This window comes from Streptomyces sp. NPDC007901 (assembly GCF_042959465.1).
In the GTDB taxonomy this organism is placed as follows: Bacteria; Actinomycetota; Actinomycetes; order Streptomycetales; family Streptomycetaceae; genus Streptomyces.
Window position 1 is genome coordinate 72,717 of sequence record NZ_JBIBKW010000021.1, and the last position, 17,628, is coordinate 90,344.

General features: G+C 70.7%; 15 protein-coding genes and 1 pseudogene. 10 read left to right on the forward strand and 6 right to left on the reverse strand.

Annotated elements, in window-relative coordinates:
- The first annotated feature begins 466 nt into the window (after nucleotides 1-466).
- Entirely contained in the window at nucleotides 467-952 is a 486-nt protein-coding gene (locus ACFZDK_RS43795; protein ID WP_390981498.1) for a hypothetical protein, read from the forward strand.
- Nucleotides 953-1,075: 123 nt separating this feature from the next.
- On the opposite strand, the gene ACFZDK_RS43800 is transcribed toward ACFZDK_RS43795, so the two are convergent.
- Nucleotides 1,076-1,489 (reverse strand): tetratricopeptide repeat protein, encoded by a 414-nt coding sequence (locus ACFZDK_RS43800; protein WP_390981500.1) that lies wholly within the window; start codon nucleotides 1,487-1,489, stop codon nucleotides 1,076-1,078.
- On the opposite strand from ACFZDK_RS43800, the gene ACFZDK_RS43805 reads away from it, so the two are divergent.
- Nucleotides 1,472-1,858 (forward strand): O-methyltransferase, encoded by a 387-nt coding sequence (locus ACFZDK_RS43805; protein WP_390981502.1) that lies wholly within the window; start codon nucleotides 1,472-1,474, stop codon nucleotides 1,856-1,858. The two genes, ACFZDK_RS43800 and ACFZDK_RS43805, sit on opposite strands and share 18 nt — an antisense overlap.
- Before the next feature lie 145 nt (nucleotides 1,859-2,003).
- Here the strand turns inward: ACFZDK_RS43805 and ACFZDK_RS43810 are convergent, their stop codons facing one another.
- Nucleotides 2,004-2,210, reverse strand: coding sequence for a transposase (locus ACFZDK_RS43810; RefSeq protein WP_390981504.1), 207 nt, complete (start codon nucleotides 2,208-2,210; stop codon nucleotides 2,004-2,006).
- An 81-nt stretch (nucleotides 2,211-2,291) separates the two neighbouring features.
- On the opposite strand from ACFZDK_RS43810, the gene ACFZDK_RS43815 reads away from it, so the two are divergent.
- Nucleotides 2,292-3,536 carry an RNA-guided endonuclease TnpB family protein gene (locus ACFZDK_RS43815; RefSeq protein ID WP_390981506.1) on the forward strand — a complete coding sequence of 415 codons (1,245 nt, stop codon included), beginning with the start codon at nucleotides 2,292-2,294 and terminating at the stop codon, nucleotides 3,534-3,536.
- 13 nt (nucleotides 3,537-3,549) lie between these two features.
- Here ACFZDK_RS43815 and ACFZDK_RS43820 read toward each other — a convergent pair whose 3' ends face one another.
- A complete protein-coding gene (locus ACFZDK_RS43820) occupies nucleotides 3,550-4,215 on the reverse strand; it encodes a YceI family protein (protein ID WP_390981508.1) in 666 nt (221 codons plus the stop codon).
- A 251-nt stretch (nucleotides 4,216-4,466) separates the two neighbouring features.
- Entirely contained in the window at nucleotides 4,467-6,110 is a 1,644-nt protein-coding gene (locus ACFZDK_RS43825) for a M4 family metallopeptidase (protein WP_390981510.1), read from the reverse strand.
- Nucleotides 6,111-6,325: 215 nt separating this feature from the next.
- Here ACFZDK_RS43825 and ACFZDK_RS43830 point away from each other — a divergent pair, with 215 nt between their 5' ends.
- Nucleotides 6,326-7,951, forward strand: coding sequence for an IS200/IS605 family accessory protein TnpB-related protein (locus tag ACFZDK_RS43830; RefSeq protein ID WP_390981512.1), 1,626 nt, complete (start codon nucleotides 6,326-6,328; stop codon nucleotides 7,949-7,951).
- Between the two features lie 138 nt (nucleotides 7,952-8,089).
- A complete protein-coding gene (locus ACFZDK_RS43835; protein ID WP_390981514.1) occupies nucleotides 8,090-8,518 on the forward strand; it encodes a gamma-glutamylcyclotransferase in 429 nt (142 codons plus the stop codon).
- A 13-nt stretch (nucleotides 8,519-8,531) separates the two neighbouring features.
- Here ACFZDK_RS43835 and ACFZDK_RS43840 read toward each other — a convergent pair whose 3' ends face one another.
- Nucleotides 8,532-10,610, reverse strand: a complete 2,079-nt coding sequence (locus ACFZDK_RS43840) for a molybdopterin-dependent oxidoreductase (RefSeq protein ID WP_390981516.1) — start codon at nucleotides 10,608-10,610, stop codon at nucleotides 8,532-8,534.
- A gap of 215 nt (nucleotides 10,611-10,825) precedes the next feature.
- On the opposite strand from ACFZDK_RS43840, the pseudogene ACFZDK_RS43845 reads away from it, so the two are divergent.
- Nucleotides 10,826-11,040: pseudogene (locus tag ACFZDK_RS43845) on the forward strand (enoyl-CoA hydratase-related protein); the annotation flags it as partial.
- Nucleotides 11,041-11,206: 166 nt separating this feature from the next.
- Here the strand turns inward: ACFZDK_RS43845 and ACFZDK_RS43850 are convergent.
- Nucleotides 11,207-11,887: an ElyC/SanA/YdcF family protein gene (locus tag ACFZDK_RS43850; RefSeq protein WP_390981518.1), complete on the reverse strand. Its 681-nt coding sequence runs from the start codon at nucleotides 11,885-11,887 to the stop codon at nucleotides 11,207-11,209.
- Between the two features lie 154 nt (nucleotides 11,888-12,041).
- Between ACFZDK_RS43850 and ACFZDK_RS43855 the strand changes: the two genes are divergently transcribed.
- The 4 genes from ACFZDK_RS43855 to dnaG all read left to right on the forward strand — a co-directional run bounded on the left by ACFZDK_RS43855 (nucleotide 12,042) and on the right by dnaG (nucleotide 17,556).
- Complete coding sequence (locus tag ACFZDK_RS43855; RefSeq protein WP_390981520.1) at nucleotides 12,042-12,776, forward strand: CbiX/SirB N-terminal domain-containing protein; 735 nt, start codon at nucleotides 12,042-12,044, stop codon at nucleotides 12,774-12,776.
- 113 nt (nucleotides 12,777-12,889) lie between these two features.
- On the forward strand, nucleotides 12,890-14,167 hold the full coding sequence (locus tag ACFZDK_RS43860; protein ID WP_390981522.1) for a deoxyguanosinetriphosphate triphosphohydrolase: 1,278 nt from the start codon (nucleotides 12,890-12,892) through the stop codon (nucleotides 14,165-14,167).
- A gap of 148 nt (nucleotides 14,168-14,315) precedes the next feature.
- Complete coding sequence (locus ACFZDK_RS43865) at nucleotides 14,316-15,581, forward strand: FAD-dependent oxidoreductase (RefSeq protein WP_390981524.1); 1,266 nt, start codon at nucleotides 14,316-14,318, stop codon at nucleotides 15,579-15,581.
- A 58-nt stretch (nucleotides 15,582-15,639) separates the two neighbouring features.
- The gene (gene dnaG / locus ACFZDK_RS43870) at nucleotides 15,640-17,556 is read left to right on the forward strand and encodes a DNA primase (RefSeq protein ID WP_390981526.1); all 1,917 of its coding nucleotides are present in this window, start codon (nucleotides 15,640-15,642) and stop codon (nucleotides 17,554-17,556) included.
- The last annotated feature ends 72 nt before the right edge of the window (nucleotides 17,557-17,628 follow it).

Sequence of the window (17,628 nt, forward strand, 5' to 3'; positions counted from 1 at the left end):
GCTGTGGGATGAACGGGTGTCACAGAGGGGGGTCACGAAGCGGGTTGCTGGGGAGTTCGGGCAGGTCAAAGGGGCTGCACAGCGAATAGTGTGAAGAACACACGAATGGGGGCGCCGGGGGGAGTGAACGGGTGACCCCGCGCCCTCTTCGCCGATCACGGCTACGACCACGGCATCTCCCGACAGGCGGTCGCTCCCCGGGGCGGTCGCTATGCAAGAAGGGCCTCGGTATGGACGAAACCGGTCACGAGGGGAGCTCATCCGGGACAGGAACGGGAGTCCGCGAACGCCACGGGTGGTCGTCACCCACTCGACGCTAGCGTGATTGATCGACAGTCGGAATTCCGACGTCCGCCTTCTGCGGCAGCTCTACGCCCTGAGTGACAACAGAGACCGAGGAGTTGACTTGGCTGTCCCGAACGGACCCGTGCGCGGGCCATTCCCCATGGCCTGGCCCCGTTCCATCATGGGAGAAGCCCGCCCCGGAGCCGGCGAATGCGTGGTGCTTCTCCTCGGCACCACACTCCACTGTCTGCCCAAGGGTGAGTTGCCTACATCCGGACAGCGCTGGTTCCGGCCCACGAGCACCTACTGGGTTGTCAACGTCGCCCAGGAGAGCACCGTGCTCGATGTGCAACTCGACAGTGCCGACAAGGGCTTGCGCTTCCACGGCACCGTCGACGTCGACTGGCGCATCGCCGATGCCAAGCAGGCGGTGGAGCGGAAGAGTCTCGATGTGGAGCGGCAGATCAGGCGTCTGGTCATGCCTCGCCTCAGCAGCGCGGCCAAGGAGTGCGCGTATGACGCCGTGACGGAGCTCGAAGAGCGCCTCGAACGCGAGCAGTTCACGGGTGAGAGTGGTGACGGTCTGTTCGAGATCGTGCGACACCCCTGCCGCGCCCCCGTCCTCGCAGCCCACGCCACTCCACCAGTCCCCGGCATCGATGACTAAGACAGCGAGGCACGGAACACGCGGGCCGGACCGCGTCGAGCCGGTGGATGTCTGCGTCGACGGGGCAGGCAGTGGTTCGGCCGACGGCGCGCGGAACTCATTGGTCCTGCCCGGGGGCGGCCCTCAGGGTCGCGCCGCCTTCTTCCCCCACGGGCGGGCTGCCGCCCACCGGCGGAGCCGTGAACGGCCCGCCACCGCAGGTATGTTGTAGCCCGTCGCCCGCTCGGCCCAACCCTGGGCCTCCCGGTGGGCCAGGACCGTGTCGGGGTGGTCGGGGCCCTGTACCCGCCGCCGGTCGGACACCAGCTCCGCGAAGGCCTGCGCGGCCCCCGCCGCAGCACCCGCCTCCCCCTGCCAGTTGGCCAGGTTGTGGCGGGCGGCCAGGGTGTCGGGGTGGTCGGGGCCCTGCATACGCCGTCGGTCGGACACCAGCTCCGCGAAGGCCTGCGCGGCCCTCGCCGCGTCACCGGCCTCCCCCTGCCAGCGGGCCAGGCTGTGCCGAACGGCCAGGGTGTTCGGGTGGTCAGCACCCTGCACCCGCAGCTGAACCTCCACGAGCTCGGCGAGCGCGGCAGCGGCCTTATGTCCAGCGAGGACCGCACGGGAAGCTTCCTGGCGGCGCTCTCCGCCGCCCGGCCCGCGGGCCGGATCCTCGAACTCGGCACCGGGGCCGGGGAGGGCACCGCCTGGCTCCTCAGCGGCATGGACCCGGCCTCCCGCCTGACCACCGTCGAACTCGACCCCGGCATCCAGGCCGTCGCCCGGGAACGACCTCGTCTTCGCAGACACCTGGCCGGGCAGGTTCACCCACCTCGACCGGGCCCTGGACCTCGTGCCTTCTGGCCGAGCTGGACGCACGGGAGGACTTCCGATGCGTCCGCCTGGCATGGGCCGGCGGACCGCTGACGGCGGTGCGCACGGCCTGACGGCCGGGAGCCGGCCGCGATCACGAGCCCTCCGGAGGCGATGCTCCCGTTACCGGGTTCCTTGCAGAAAGCCCCGGCGTTCACGCCGGGGATGAATGCATCTCAAGACTGCTCTGACGTGCACTTTAGAGCGGACGTTTCTGCTGCTCGACGTATTGGCGGACGATCGCCAACGGCGCACCGCCGCACGACGCGGAGAGGTAGGCGGGCGACCACAGGTGCCCGTGCATGATGGCGCGGTTGATCCTGCCGGTGAACTTGAGGCTGTTGACCAGCTTGGGGACGGCGACCTTGGGCGGGTAGTGCACCAGTGTCGATGCGATATCGAACATGATTGCTCATTCCGCGCGCAATTCCGATGGAATGTGATCTTCTGTCGCGAGTGGCCGCACGGCATCAATACGGTGATCGATATGCAGCTCCGCTACAACTACCGGGTCTACCCGGATGCCTCCCAGCGCCGTGCGCTGGCGAAGGCGTTCGGGTGCGCCCGTGTTGTGTGGAACGACTGTCTGAGTGAACGCAGGCAAGCACACGCGGCGGGGCTGCCGTACGTGAAGTCGGCCGAGCTGTCCCGGCTTCGCATCACCCAGGCCAAGCGCACCGAAGAACGCGCCTGGCTCGCCGACGTCTCCGCGGTCGTCCTGCAACAGTCCCTTCGCGACCTCGACACCGCTTACAAGAACTTCTTCGACTCGGTCAAGGGCAAGCGGCAGGGCCGCAAGGCGGGGCCGCCCCGGTACAAGTCGAAGAAGGACACCCGGCAGTCGATCCGCCTCAACACCAACGCCTTCTGCCTCCAGGGCGACGGCACGGTGTACGTGGCCAAGGTCGGCAACCTCAAGGTCACGTGGTCGCGCCGGCTTCCGGCAGCCCCGACTTCTCTCACCGTCACCAAGGACAGCTCCGGCCGGTACTTCCTCAGCTTCGTCGTGGACACCGGGCCGGACATCCTCCCCGAGGCGGAGACCGACGCCGGTATCGACCTGGGCCTGTCCGCCTTCGCCGTCCTGTCCGACGGCCGGAAGATCAACAGCCCGCGCTTCCTGCGCCGGGCCGAGAAGAAACTCAAGCGCCTGCAGCGGGAGCTGTCCCGCAAGCAGAAGGGATCCAAGAACCGGGCCAAGGCCCGCATCAAGGTCGCACGCCAGCACGCCAGGGTGGCGGACCGGCGCCGGGACTTCCACCACAAGGTATCCACACAGATCATCCGCGACAACCAAGCGGTGTATGTGGAAGACCTCGCGGTGTCCGGTCTGGGCCGCACCCGGCTCGCCAAGTCCGTGCACGACGCGGGATGGTCCGCGTTCGTCGGCATGCTGGAGTACAAGGCACTCAGGCACGGCCGTACCTTCGCCAAGGTGGACCGGGCCTTCCCCTCTTCCCAGGTCTGCTCGGCCTGCGGTTTCCGGGACGGTCCGAAGCCTCTTGACGTCCGTGAGTGGGCGTGCGCCGAGTGCGGCACGGTGCACGACCGCGACCACAACGCAGCCCGCAATGTCCTCTTCGAAGGACGCCGTATCGTCGCCGCCGGACGGGCGGAGACGCCAAACGCCTGTGGAGCGCCGGTAAGACGGGCACGTGTGCCCGCGCAGCGCGGTGAAGCAGGAAGCCCCCGGAAGGGTCGCACGGCCCAGGCCGGAATCCCTGGACTTTAGGCCAGGGAGCACGTCAAACCGCGCCCTCCGGCACCGTCCGGATCGCCGCGATGTCGAACTGCAGCCGTACCGTCTCGCTCACCATCGCGCCGCCCTCCGCCAGCCGGGAGTTGTAGGCGAGGCCCCAGTCCATGCGGTTGATGGTGGTGGTGCCGTCGAAGCCGACGCGCTGGTAGCCGAAGGGGTCGGTGACATGGCCTATGTAGGTCAGCTCCAGGTCCACCGGACGCGTCGTGTTCTTGATGGTCAGGTCGCCGGTCATGACGTACACGTCGGGGGATTTGAGGCGGACCGCCGTGCTCTGGAAGCGCATTCGGGGAAAGGCCGCGGCGTCGAGGAAGTCGCGGCCGACGAGGTGGGCGTCCCGCTGCTCCACGCCGGTGTCGACGCTGCCCGTGGAGAGGATGAGTTCCGCCTGGGAGCGGGACGGGTCGCGGCCGTCGAAGTAGAGCCGGCTCTTGTATGCGGTGAACGCTCCGCGGACCGTCGTCACCATCGCGTGCCGGACCGAGAAACCGATTCTGCTGTGGGCCGGGTCGATGATCCATTCGCCGGTGAGGGCGGCGAGGGCGGGGTCGAGCAGGATGGGCGCGGAGGTGGGGGAGGCCGGTGCCTTCGTGGGGCGGGGCGGGGCCGTGGGGGTGCGGCGCGCGGTGTGGGGGCGGCTGAACAAGTTCATGTTTTATCTAGTTAGTGCACGTGGAGAATTGCCGCAAGTGCATGTACGGACATGGTGGTCGGGGAATTCGGCGGGCCGTCACCGAAGCTGCACATCTTCACCATGGGTTCCGCTCAGGAGATATTCCGGAATTCCTCGACTTCGCGGGTTCCTTTCCCTGAATTGCGCTATTCCACGTCGTCCGGGGTGTATGCGACGGCCGCCCCGGTTCGTTCGCCGGGGCGGCCGCCGTCATGGATCCGGAACGCGACTCAGTTCACGTTCACCGCACTCCAGGCGGCCGCCACGGCGTTGTACTCCGTGCTCCCCGCCCCGTACAGGTCCTTGGCCGCGTTCAGCGTCGCCGTCCGGGCGCCCGCGTAGTTCGTCGAGGACGTCATGTAGACCGTCAGCGCGCGGTACCAGATCGCGCCCAGCTTGTCGCGGCCGATGCCGGTGACCGTCGAGCCGTTGTAGGTCGGCGAGTTGTAGCTCACGCCGTTGACGGTCTTCGCGCCGCTGCCTTCCGCGAGGAGGTACGCGAAGTGGTTCGCGACGCCGGAGGAGTAGTGGACGTCCAGGTTCCCGACCGAGGAGCTCCAGTAGTCCGCCGAGTTGCCGTCCTTCGAGGGCTGGTCCATGTAGCGCAGCGCCGTCTTGCCGAAGCCGGAGCGGACGATCTTCTCGCCGATCAGGTAGTCGCCCGGGTCGGAGGAGTTGTTGGCGTACCACTCGACCAGCGTGCCGAGGATGTCGGAGGTGGCCTCGTTCAGGCCGCCGGACTCGCCCGAGTACGTCAGGGCCGCCGTCTTGGAGGTGACGCCGTGGGTCATCTCGTGGCCGGCCACGTCGAGCGCCACCAGCGGACCGAAGGTGGTGCCGTCACCGTCGCCGTACGTCATGCAGAAGCAACTGTCGTCCCAGAAGGCGTTGTTGTAGCTGCTGCCGTAGTGGACGCGGTTGTACGAGCCCTTGCCGTCCCCGGCGATGCCGTTCCGGCCGTGGACGTTCTTGTAGTAGTCCCAGGTCTCGTTGGTGCCGTACTGGGCGTCCACGGCCGCCGAGGCGCGGTCCGAAGTGGCCCCCGTGCCCCAGTGGTTGTCGGCGTCGGTGAACACCGTGTTGGGCGCCCGGCTGATGCAGATGCCGAAGATGCACAGGTCGGTCTTGTTGGCCGCGTCCCCGGTGAACGTGTTGCCGCGGGTGGGGTCCGTGAGGTTGTACGTCGACCCGGACTGCGTGGTCTGCAGCGGGACCGTGCCGCTGTACAGCGACTGGCCGTCGCCGGTCGCCGTCTCGATGCTGTCCCAGGCGTCGATCTGGGCGCCGGTACGGGCGTCCGTCAGCACCGTGCGGGCGACCGGGTTGCCGAGCGAGTCCTTGCCGACCGCGTTGGTGCGCCAGGCCAGTTTCGGGGTGCCGTGCAGGGCGTCGACGACCAGCTGCGGCTTGGCCTGCACCTGCTTGAGCGCGTCGCCGAGGTTCGCCGCCCGCAGCGCGTTCACCGCGAGGTCGGCGGCCTTCGGCGCGGATATGTTCGGCACGATCGAGGCGAGGGATATCGTGCCGCGGGTCGCGCGGTCGGCGCTCCGGTAGCTGCCGTTCGGCTTGAGGTGGACGACGAAGTCGCCGCCCAGGACGGGGAGTTTCCGGTACGTACGGTCGTAACGGACGTGCTGGGTGCCGTTCCTGTCCACGACCACGTCCCGGACCGAGGTGCTCTCGGTGGACGTGAGTCCCAGGGTGCCCGCGTACTGGACGAGTGCCTGCGCCGCGTTCTCGATCGCGGTGGCCCTGGTCGGTCTGGTGTCGGCGTGGGCGGCGGGGGACAGGGCGGCAGCCAGCAGGGTCGCGCTGGTGACGGCGACGCCCGCCGTGGCGAGACGGGAGGCTCGGGTGTTCCGTGTCCGGCTCATCGGTCTCCTTGGGGATGCGCCTCGAAGGCGTGGGGGGGTGTGAAGGGGTGGCATCAGAGGTACGTGAGCGTGCTCTTGTGCGTGGGAGAGCGGCGGCGTACGCAGGCTTTCTCGGTAGGAACGAAAGTTCTCTCCTCGAATGCGTGACCCTCGGTGGCGTGGGTCGTTGGGGAAGGTGATGGGCTTCTGCGACGCCGGATCGGGGGGCGACGGGGATGGGTGGGCTGCGCGCGGTGGCGGTGCCATTCGTAGTGCCCGGCCCTTCCGGAGTGGCGGTTCGTGACCGGCTCAAGGGCTTGAGGCCCGGGGACGAGAAAGTCCTGCGATTGGTCGGTGACCACCTGGGGTCGCTCGCCTCCGGTGATCTGAAGGTGCGTTGTGCGACCGGGCCGGAGTATGACGGTGAGCGGTGGGCGCAGCGCAAGAAGTCTCTGACCGTGGAGTCTTCCTCTCGCTGGGCCGGGTCGATCACGAAGGCCACGCATGACCAGTGGGCTTTGGCCCGCCGTGCCTCGCTCGCGTACATCCACAGCCTCCAAGCGGCAGTGCGCACGATCACGCACCGGCTGTCTCTGCCTGTCAGGGAGAAAGGCACCAAACACACTCCGGGTGGCTGTCGCAGCCGACGGGAATGGTTCACCAAGTCCCGCCGTCTGCACGCTCTTCAAAGCAGGCTGGAGGCGGCACTGTCCGACTGGCAGGCTGGCGTGGTTCACGTGGTTCACGTGGTTCACGTGGTTCACGTGGTGCGCGGTGGCAAGCGCCTGTTGAACACCCGGCACCACTTGGATGCCGATGGGCTTACCGAGAAGGGGTGGAGGTACCGGTGGCAGGCCGGCCGCCGTTTCCTGCAGGCCGATGGCGAGTCCGGCAAGCGGTACGGCAACGAAACCATCCGCGTCAGTCCCGAGGGTGAGGTCTCCCTCGAACTCCCTGCGCCCCTGGCGCATCTGGCGAACGCACCGCACGGTCGGTACGTCCTCGACGGCAAGGTGTCTTTCGCGCACCGAGGTGAGCGGTGGGCCGATCGTGTCACCGCCAACCGGGCCGTCGCTTACCGCATCCATGAAGACGTGGGCCGGGGTCGCTGGTACCTGACCGCGTCCTGGACTGTCTCGCCGGTCCAGACCGTGCCACTGGAGGTGGCCCGCGCGAACGGCCTCGTAGGTGTCGACACCAACGCGGACCACCTGGCCGCGTGCCGCCTGGATGAACACGGCAACCCTGTCGGTCGGCCCGTCCGCTTCGACTACGACCTCACCGGCACCTCCGACCGCCGTGACGCGCAGGTCCGGCACGCCTTGATGAGGCTGCTGCACTGGGCCAAGCGCCACGGCCTCGCCATCGCGGTCGAGGACCTCGACTTCCCATCGGAGAGGACTCGCGAGAAGCAAGGCAGCCGTAAACGCTTCCGCAAGCTGATCTCCGGCATGCCCGTGGCCAGGCTGCGGGCGCGGCTCGTTGGTATGGCGGCCGAACTCGGCATCGCCGTAATCGCCGTTGACCCCGCCTGTACCAGCAGGTGGGGTGCCCAGTACTGGCGAGAGCCCTTGACCACCAAGAACAGGAAGGTCACTCGCCACGACGCGGCAGCGGTGGCCATCGGAAGGCGCGCCCTGGGGCACCCGATCCGGCGACGGACGGCACCGCCCCGCATCCACCAGAGTGATGGGCGCGGGCATCGGACCGTCCAGGCCGGACCGGTGGGACTCGGGCGTGAGGGAAGCCGCCCCCGCATCCCCGGACCACGGACGCGATCCGTGCCGCCCGGACGCCGGGAGAACGCGGTCGACCAGAACACCCAAGACCGTTCGGGGTGTTCGGCTGAGCATGGGTTCTGACAACAGGACTTGCTCCCGCTCGGTCTCGAGGAACGGTGGCGCTGATGGTGGAAGAGATTTAAGAGCCCCCGACATGTCATGTCCATAGCGCCTCCATGGAGATGTGTGTGGAGGTGGAGTGGGTGGAGAATCCGTTCTGTGACCACCCGCGACCCCCGCCACCTCCCGTTCTTCGTCTACGGCACGCTCCGTCCCGGCGAGATCAACCACGACGCGTTCCTGCGCGGGCGCACGGAAACGGAGGAGCCCGGCCGGCTGGCGGGCGCGGTGCTCTACGACGGGCCCGGCTATCCCTACGCCGTCGAGGAACCGGAGGGGGAGGTGCGCGGCGAACTCGTCACCGCGCGCCCGGAGTCGTACGACCGGCTGCTCCTGGAACTCGACGAGTTGGAGGAGTGCGTGCCGGGCGACCCGGCGAGCCTCTACGTGCGCGTGGAGCGGGATGTCGTACGGCTGCGGGACGGGGCCGCCGTCCGGGCCTGGGTGTACGTCGCCGGGCCCGCCGTGGCCGAGAAGTTGCGCGTCGACGGGCGGCGGATCGCCGGGGGCGACTGGCCGGCGCGCTGACCCGGAACGGACCTCAGGACTTCACGGTCTCCACCCGCACCGCGCACGCCTTGAACTCCGGCATGCGCGAAGTCGGGTCCAGGGCCGGGTTGGTGAGGGTGTTGGCGCGGCCCTCGCCCGGCCAGTGGAAGGGCATGAAGACGGTGTCCGGGCGGATCGTCGAGGTGATCCGGGCGGGGGCCACGGCGCGGCCGCGGCGGGAGACCACGGCCAGCGGGTCGCCGTCGGCCGCGCCCAGGCGCGCCGCGAGGCGCGGGTGCAGTTCGACGAAGGGGCCGGGCGCGGCCGCGTTGAGTTCGGCGACGCGGCGGGTCTGGGCGCCGGACTGGTACTGGGAGACGACCCGGCCGGTGGTCAGGAGCAGCGGGTACTCGTCGTCCGGTTCCTCGGCGAGCGGGCGGTGGGTGACGGGGGCGAAGCGGGCCCGGCCGTCCTCGGTGGCGAAGCGGTCGAGGAAGAGGCGGGGGGTGCCGGCGGACGCGGGCTCCTCGGCGGGGCAGGGCCAGAACACGCCCTGTTCCTCGGCGAGTCGGCGGTAGCTGATGCCCGCGTAGTCGGCGGGGCCGCCCGCGCTGGCCCGGCGGAGTTCCTCGAAGACCTCCTCGGGGTCGGCCGGGAAGCCCTTCTCCACGCCGAGGCGGGCGGCGAGGCCGTGCAGGACCTCCAGGTCGCTGCGGACCCCGGCGGGCGGGGTGACGGCCTGACGGCGCAGCAGCACACGGCCTTCGAGGTTGGTGGTGGTGCCGGTCTCCTCGGCCCACTGGGTGACCGGGAGGACGACGTCGGCGAGGGCCGCGGTCTCGGACAGTACTACGTCACATACCACCAGCAGGTCCAGCGACCCCAGCCGCTCCTCCACATGCCCCGCCCGCGGCGCCGACACCACCGGGTTCGACCCCATCAGCAGCAGCGCCCGCACCTCCGTCCCCAGCGCGTCCAGCAGCTCGTACGCGCTGCGCCCCGGCCCCGGCAGGCTGTCCGGGTCCACGCCCCACACCCCGGCCACATGGCGGCGCGCCTCGGGGTCGGTCAGCTTGCGGTAGCCGGGCAACTGGTCGGCCTTCTGGCCGTGTTCGCGGCCGCCCTGACCGTTGCCCTGCCCGGTGAGGCAGCCGTAGCCGGACAGCGGACGGCCCGCCCGGCCGGTCGCCAGACACAGGTTGATCCACGCGCCGACCGTGTCGGTGCCCTTGGACTGCTGCTCGGGCCCGCGCGCGGTGAGCACCATCGCGGCCTCGGGCTCGCAGAACAGCCGTACCGCCTGCCGGAGTTGAGGAACGGACACCCCCGTGATCCGTTCCACGTACTCCGGCCAGTGCGCCATCGCAGCCGCCCGCGCCTCCTCCCAGCCGGCCGTGCGCCCGGCGATGTACGCCTCGTCGGTCCGCCCCTCGGCCACCACCAGGTGCAACAGGCCGAGAGCGAGGGCGAGATCGGTGCCGGGGCGCGGGGCGAGATGCAGATCGGCCTGTTCGGCGGTCTTCGTCCGGCGCGGGTCGACGACGATCAACGTGCCGCCGTTTTCCCGAAGTTCGGCGAAGTAGCGGAGCGCCGGCGGCATGGTCTCCGCGAGGTTGGAACCGACCAGGATCACGCACCCGGTCCTCGGGATGTCCTCCAGTGGGAAGGGCAGGCCCCGGTCCAGGCCGAAGGCCTTCGTGCCGGCGGCCGCCGCCGAGGACATGCAGAAGCGGCCGTTGTAGTCGATCTGCGAGGTGCCCAGCACCACCCGGGCGAACTTGCCGAGCGCGTACGCCTTCTCGTTCGTCAGCCCGCCGCCCCCGAACACACCGACCGCGTCCGGGCCGTGGGCCGTACGCGCCGCCGCCAGCCCGGTGGCGACCCGGTCCAGCGCCTCCTCCCAGGAGGCCGGCACCAACGTGCCGCCCTTGCGCACCAACGGCGAGGTGAGCCGCACCGCGGGCGACAGCACCTCGGGTGCCGTACGGCCCTTGCCGCACAGCGCGCCCCGGTTCACCGGGAAGTCCGCGCGCTCGGAGACCTCGACGCCACCCGTGGGCAGGGGCGACAGGGCCATGCCGCACTGCAGGGCGCAGTACGGGCAGTGGGTGGGCGTCGAGGCGGTCTCCATGCGGCCAGCGTGCTTCCGGCGTGTTACGGCACGTGACAGTCGCGTGTTACGCGACCGGGACGACGGTCTCCCCGCCGGGCCCCGGCCCACGTGAGGGCCAGTGCTCCGGCCTTCAGGCCCGGGTGAAGCGAATCTCGTGGTGGCGACGCGGAGCGTCGCGGTGTTGTTCCGGCGGAGCCAAACGCTGCTGTGCCGAGGACTACTTCGGCTGGTGGGAGGAGGTCGCGGACCTGCGCGTGCCGAAGGTGGCCGCCGTCAACGGGGTCGCGCTGGGCGGGGGTGCGAGCCCGAGATCCGGCTGGGGGTGATCCCGGGGATCGGGGGAACCCAGTGGCTGACGCGGCTGGTCGGGCGCGCCAAGGCGATGGACCTGGTGCTCACCGGGAGAACCATGGACGCCCGGGAGGCGGAGAGGGCGGGGCTGGTGTCCCACGGCCGGGGCGGCCATCGCGATCGGGCGTTGGAGGGTGGGCTACGGGAGGGGATGGAGGCGTGTTCGGAGAAACGGGGGGCGCGGTTTCGGTAGTTGTCCGCGGGTGGGTGGGGGCTGGTCGCGCCCACGCGGTGGAGCCGCACATTGATACAGCCCCGCGCCCCTAGGGGCGCGCTGCCGCGAGGGCGTTGGCGACCCCCGGTTCCTTCTTGCCCAGGAACTGGGGGTTCGGCTCGAAGACGACGTCCAGGGCCGCCTTCCCCGCCGCCAGGACCTCTCTCGTCCCCCCGTAGTACCAGGTGACGTCGTGCTTGGCGTCGACTCCGATGCCGTACGACGTCACGCCCGCGGCCTCGCAGAGGGCCACCGCGCGCCGGATGTGGAAGCCCTGGCTGATCAGGACCGCGCGGTTCACGCCGAAGATCTTCTTGGCGCGGACGCAGGAGTCCCAGGTGTCGAAGCCGGCGTAGTCGCTGACGATGCGCTTGGCCGGGACGCCGTGCCGGGTGAGGTAGGTGCGCATGGCGTCGGGCTCGTCGTAGTCCTTGCGGCTGTTGTCGCCGGTGACGAGGACGACCTTGATCCGGCCCTCCTTGTACAGGTCCGCCGCCGCGGTCAGGCGGTTCGCGAGGTACGGCGACGGTTCGCCGTCCCACAGGCCCGCGCCGAAGACGACGGCGACGTCGGTGCGTGGCACGTCCGTCACCGAGTGCAGCCGGCCGGCCGTCGCCACGTACAGCCAGGTGGAGGGCAGCAGCGCCAGCACGCATCCGGCCATCACGCCCTGTACCAGCCGCCGTCGGCCGGTACGGGTGCGCGGCAGCCGCGGTCGGCGGATCTTCATACGGTTGTTCCCCCCTGTCGGCTTCGACCTTGGAGGACGCAGCGCGGGACGTTCCGGTTCGCTCACACCGTGCGGATTCGTGCCGTGAAGTGCCGGAAAACACTTGTGACGGTCAGGCAACGGCGGTGCAACCTCGCCCGGCGAGGATCCTCGCATGACCGTGACCGACCTTTCCCCGCGCCCCGGCCCGCCCGCCCTGGTCCTGGTGGCCCACGGCAGCCGCGACCCCCGGGCGCTGGCCACCGTGCGGGCGCTCATGGAGCGGGTGCGCGAGCTGCGCCCCGGCCTGCCCGTGCACCTCGGTCACATAGAGCTGAACGAGCCGCTGCTCCCGGACACCCTCGCCGCCCTCGGCAACGCCCGGGCCGTCCTCGTCCCGCTCCTGCTCAGCCGCGGCTACCACGTCAGGCAGGACATCCCGGAGATGGCGGCGGCCTCGGCGGCCCGGACGCGCGTCGCGGAGCCGCTGGGCCCGCACCCCCTCCTGGTCGACACCCTGCACGACCGGCTGCTGGAGGCCGGCTGGCGCCCCCGGCCCGCGAGTGCGGTGGTCCTGGCGGCGGCGGGCTCCCGCGACCCCGACGCCAGGGTCGACACCGCCCGCACGGCCGACCTCCTCGCGGTCCGCCTGGGCGTCCCGGTCCTCCCGGCCTACGCCTCGGCAGCGACCCCGACGGTCCCGGAAGCGATCACCGCCCTGCGGGCGAGGGGGCGCCGCCACATCGCCATCGCCTCCTACTTCACGGCCCCGGGCCGCTTCGCGACGGAGTGCGCGGCCCACGCCCCGTGGATCACGGCAGCCCCCCTCGGCGTCCACGACGCGATGGCCGACCTGATCCTCCACCGGTACGAGCGGACACTGGGAACGCCGGTGACCGCGGCCGCCTAGGGGCGCGGGGAACTGCGCGACAAGCCCCCACGCACCCGCACCCGCACCCAACCCGGCAGATCGGCAGGCGCACCAAACACCCATTTGTCACTACCGCCCCGTACTGTCGAACCATGGCAGTCCCCGCACCCGCACCCCCGGCCTACGACCCGGCGTCAGCCGACCGCTGGGCCCCCGAACCCGACAAACGCCCCGGCCGCACCGCCTTCCAGCGCGACCGCGCCCGCATCCTGCACTCCGCCGCCCTCAGAAGGCTCGCCGGCAAGACCCAGGTCGTCACTCCGGGCACCGCCACCCAGGTCTGGGACGCCAGTCCCCGTACCCGTCTCACCCACTCCCTCGAATGCGCCCAGGTCGGCCGTGAGCTGGGCGCAGCCCTCGGCTGCGACCCGGACCTGGTGGAGGCCGCGTGCCTCTCCCACGACCTCGGTCACCCCCCGTTCGGCCACAACGGCGAGCAGGCGCTGAACGAGTTCGCCGACGACTGCGGCGGCTTCGAGGGCAACGCCCAGTCGCTCAGGCTCCTCACCCGTATCGAGCCCAAGCGGTTCACCCCCGAGGGCTCCGTCGGCCTCAACCTCACCCGCGCCGCCCTGGACGCGGCCACCAAGTACCCGTGGCCGCGCGGCGCGCACCCCACCGACCCGGCGTCCCCGAAGTTCGGGGTGTACGAGGACGACCGGCCGGTCTTCGACTGGGTCCGCAAGGAGGCCCCCGGCACCCGCACCTGCTTCGAGGCGCAGGTGATGGACTGGTCCGACGACGTCGCCTACTCCGTGCACGACGTGGAGGACGGCCTGCACGCGGGCCACATCGACCCCAACTGCCTGCACGCGGAACCCGAACGGCAGGAGGTGTTCGCCGTCGCCGTCGGCCGGTACGTGCCCGCCGGCACCGACCCCGCCGAGCTCGCCGCCGCCCTGGACCGGCTCCAGGACGAGGAGTGGTGGCCGCACGGCTACGACGGCACCGCGGTCGCCCAGGCCCGCCTCAAGGACGCCACCAGCCAGCTCATCGGCCGGTTCTGTCTGGCCGCGGAGGGCGCGACGCGCGAGACGTACGGCGGCGGCCGGCTGACCCGCTACGGCGCCGAACTCGTCGTACCGCGCGAGGCGCGGATGGAGTGCGCGGTCCTGAAGGCGATCGCCCACCGGTATGTCATGCAGCGCGCCGAACAGGAGCGGATCCGCGCCGATCAGCGGGTCGTGGTGGCCGAACTCGCCGAGGCGCTCACCGCCCGCGCCCCCGACGGCCTGGATCCGCAGTTCCGGGCGCTGTTCGACACGGCGGGTGACGACCACGCCCGTAAGCGGGTGATCGTCGATCAGATCGGCTCGCTCACCGACGCCTCCGCGCGGTCGTTGCATGCGAGGCTGACGGGGCGTATGTGAACGATTTGTGACCTTGTCTGGCCCGATCAGGTCATGATCGCGTCAGTGGGGGGCACTCCCTCTTCCCGCATCACGCTGCGTGCGGGAGGCTCACAGTGCGGCGCATGTGGGCGGCATATGTGGCGGCACCCTTACGAGGAGGCATCAAGTGGTCGACGCGGACCAGACATTCGTCATCGTCGGAGGCGGACTCGCCGGCGCGAAGGCGGCCGAGACGCTCCGAGCCGAGGGCTTCAGCGGCCGGGTGATACTGATCTGCGACGAACGCGACCACCCCTACGAGCGGCCGCCGCTCTCCAAGGGCTTCCTGCTCGGCAAGGAGGAGCGCGACAGCGTCTTCGTGCACGAGCCCGCCTGGTACGCGCAGCACGACATCGAACTGCACCTCGGCCAGACCGTCGACCGGATCGACCGCGCCGCCCGGACCGTCCGCTTCGGCGACGACGGCACGATCGTCCGCTACGACAAGCTGCTCCTGGTCACCGGTGCCGAGCCCCGCCGCCTCGACATCCCCGGCACCGACCTGGCCGGCGTCCACCACCTGCGCCGCCTCGCGCACGCCGAGCGCCTCAAGGGCGTCCTCGCCGCCCTCGGCCGGGACAACGGGCACCTCGTCATCGCGGGCGCCGGCTGGATCGGCCTGGAGGTCGCGGCGGCGGCGCGGACGTACGGCGCCGAGGTCACCGTCGTCGAGCACGGACCGACCCCGCTGCACGGTGTGCTCGGACCCGAACTGGGCAACGTCTTCGCGCAGCTGCACCAGGAGCACGGGGTCCGCTTCCGCTTCGGGGTGCGGCTCACCGAGATCGTCGGTCAGGACGGCATGGTCCTGGCCGCCCGCACCGACGACGGCGAGGAGCACCCGGCGCACGACGTCCTCGCCGCGATCGGCGCGGCACCGCGCGTCGGCCTCGCCGAGGCGGCCGGACTGGAGATCGCCGACCGGGAGCACGGCGGCGGCATCGTCGTCGACGAACGGCTGCGGACCTCCGACCCGGACATCTTCGCGGCCGGTGACGTGGCGTCCTTCCCGCACACCCTGTTCGGCACGAGGCTCCGCGTGGAGCACTGGGCCAACGCCCTCAACGGCGGCCCGGCGGCGGCCCGCTCGATGCTCGGGCAGGAGGCGGTGTACGACCGGGTGCCGTACTTCTTCACCGACCAGTACGACCTGGGCATGGAGTACAGCGGGTGGGCGCCGGCCGGGTCGTACGACCAGGTGGTGATCCGGGGGGACGCGGGCAAGCGGGAGTTCATCGCCTTCTGGGTGAAGGAGGGCAGGGTGCTCGCCGGGATGAACGTGAACGTGTGGGATGTCACAGAGGACATCCAGAAGCTCGTCCGCAGCGGTGAACCGGTGGACACCGAGGCCCTCGCCGACCCCAAGACCCCCCTCGGCAGCCTTCTGCCCTGACCGCTCCGTGGTCTCTCCGGGCGACGGGACTGTCGGTCCGCCCCCGTAGAATTCACGCGTGGCAGGACGGATCAATGACGAGGACGTGAAGGCGGTACGGGACGCGGTCCCGATCGACGCCGTCGTGTCCGAGTACCTCCAGCTGCGCAACGCGGGCGGCGGGAACCTCAAGGGACTCTGCCCGTTCCACGACGAGAAGTCGCCGTCCTTCCAGGTCAGCCCGAGCAAGGGACTCTTCCACTGCTTCGGCTGCCAGGAGGGCGGCGACACCCTCACCTTCGTGATGAAGGTGGACCACCTCTCCTTCTCGGAGGCGGTGGAGCGGCTGGCCGCCCAGGCCGGCATCACCCTGCGCTACGAGGAGGGCGGGTACAACCCGGCCCACCAGCGCGGTGAGCGGATCCGGCTGGTCGAGGCGCACAAGATCGCCGCCGTCTGGTACGCGGAGCAGCTCGCCACCAGCCCCGAGGCCGAGACCGGCCGGGTCTTCCTCGCCGAGCGCGGTTTCGACCAGGCCGCCGCCGTCCACTTCGGCGTCGGCTACAGCCCCCAGGGCTGGGACCACCTCACCCGCTACCTCCGCGGCCAGGGCTTCACCGACAAGGAGCTCTTGCTGTCGGGGCTGTCGCAGGAGGGGCGGCGCGGCCCGATCGACCGCTTCCGCGGCCGCCTGATGTGGCCGATCCGGGACATCGGCGGCGAGGTCGTCGGCTTCGGGGCCCGCAAGCTGTACGAGGCCGACAACGGCCCCAAGTACCTCAACACGCCCGACACCGCGATCTACAAGAAGTCCCAGGTCCTGTACGGCATCGACCTCGCCAAGCAGCACATCGCGAAGTCCAGCCGCGCGGTCGTGGTCGAGGGCTACACCGACGTCATGGCCTGCCACCTGGCCGGGGTGACGACGGCGATCGCCACCTGCGGCACGGCCTTCGGCGGCGACCACATCAAGATCCTGCGGCGCCTGCTGATGGACAACGGCTCGGCCCGGGTGATCTTCACCTTCGACGGCGACGCGGCCGGCCAGAAGGCGGCCCTGCGCGCCTTCGAGGACGACCAGAAGTTCGCCGCCGAGACCTACATCGCCATCGCACCGGACGGCATGGACCCCTGCGAGCTGCGCCTTGCCAAGGGCGACGAGGCGGTCGCCGACCTGGTCGAACCCCGCACCCCGCTCTTCGAGTTCGCGCTCCGCCAGATCGTCGCCCGCTACGACCTGGACACCCCCGCGGGCCGCGCGGCCGCCCTCGACGAGGCCGCGCCGATCGTCGCCCGGATCAAGAACAGCGGCGCCCAGCACGAGGTCGCCGTCGAACTGGCCGGCATGCTCGGCATCCTCGACACCCAGTTCGTCGTCAAGCGGGTGGCCCAGCTGGCCCGCTGGGCCCGCGAGAAGGGCGGGGGCGGCGGCAGGACCTCCGGGCCGGGACGCGGCCCGCAGCAGCCGTCGTACGACACCGGAGCCTCGCGCCCCGCCGTCTCCGGCCCCGCCCTCAACCTCCGCAACGCCGTCTTCGCCACCGAGCGGGAGCTGCTGAAGCTCGCCCTGCAGCGCCCGGAGCTGGTCTCCCCGGCGTTCGACGCGTACGGCCTCGACGAGTTCACCGCCGAGCCCTACGCGGCCGTACGCCTGGCCATCATGGAGGCGGGCGGCGCCGAGTACGGCGTCCAGGACCCCCAGGAGTACCTGGTCCGCGTCCGCGAGACGGCCCCCGACGACACCGTCCGCGCCATGGTCACGGAGCTCGCCGTCGAGGCGATCATGCGGCGCACGGTCGACGAGAACTACGCGGGCGAGCAACTCGTGACCGTCCGCCGCCGGGCCGTCGACCGCCGGATCCACGAGATCCAGATCACCCTCACCCGCCTCGGCACCGGCGGCGACCCGGCCCAACTCGCGGCCGTGCAGAACGAGTTGTGGGTGCTCCAGCAGTACGGGCAGGCGTTGCGCGAGCAGGGCGCCGCCGCGCTCTGAGGCGGGTGCGGCCGGGCAGGGTAACCGCGCGGTCACGGACCGGACGCAAAAAGTCACCGCACGCCCCTCGTG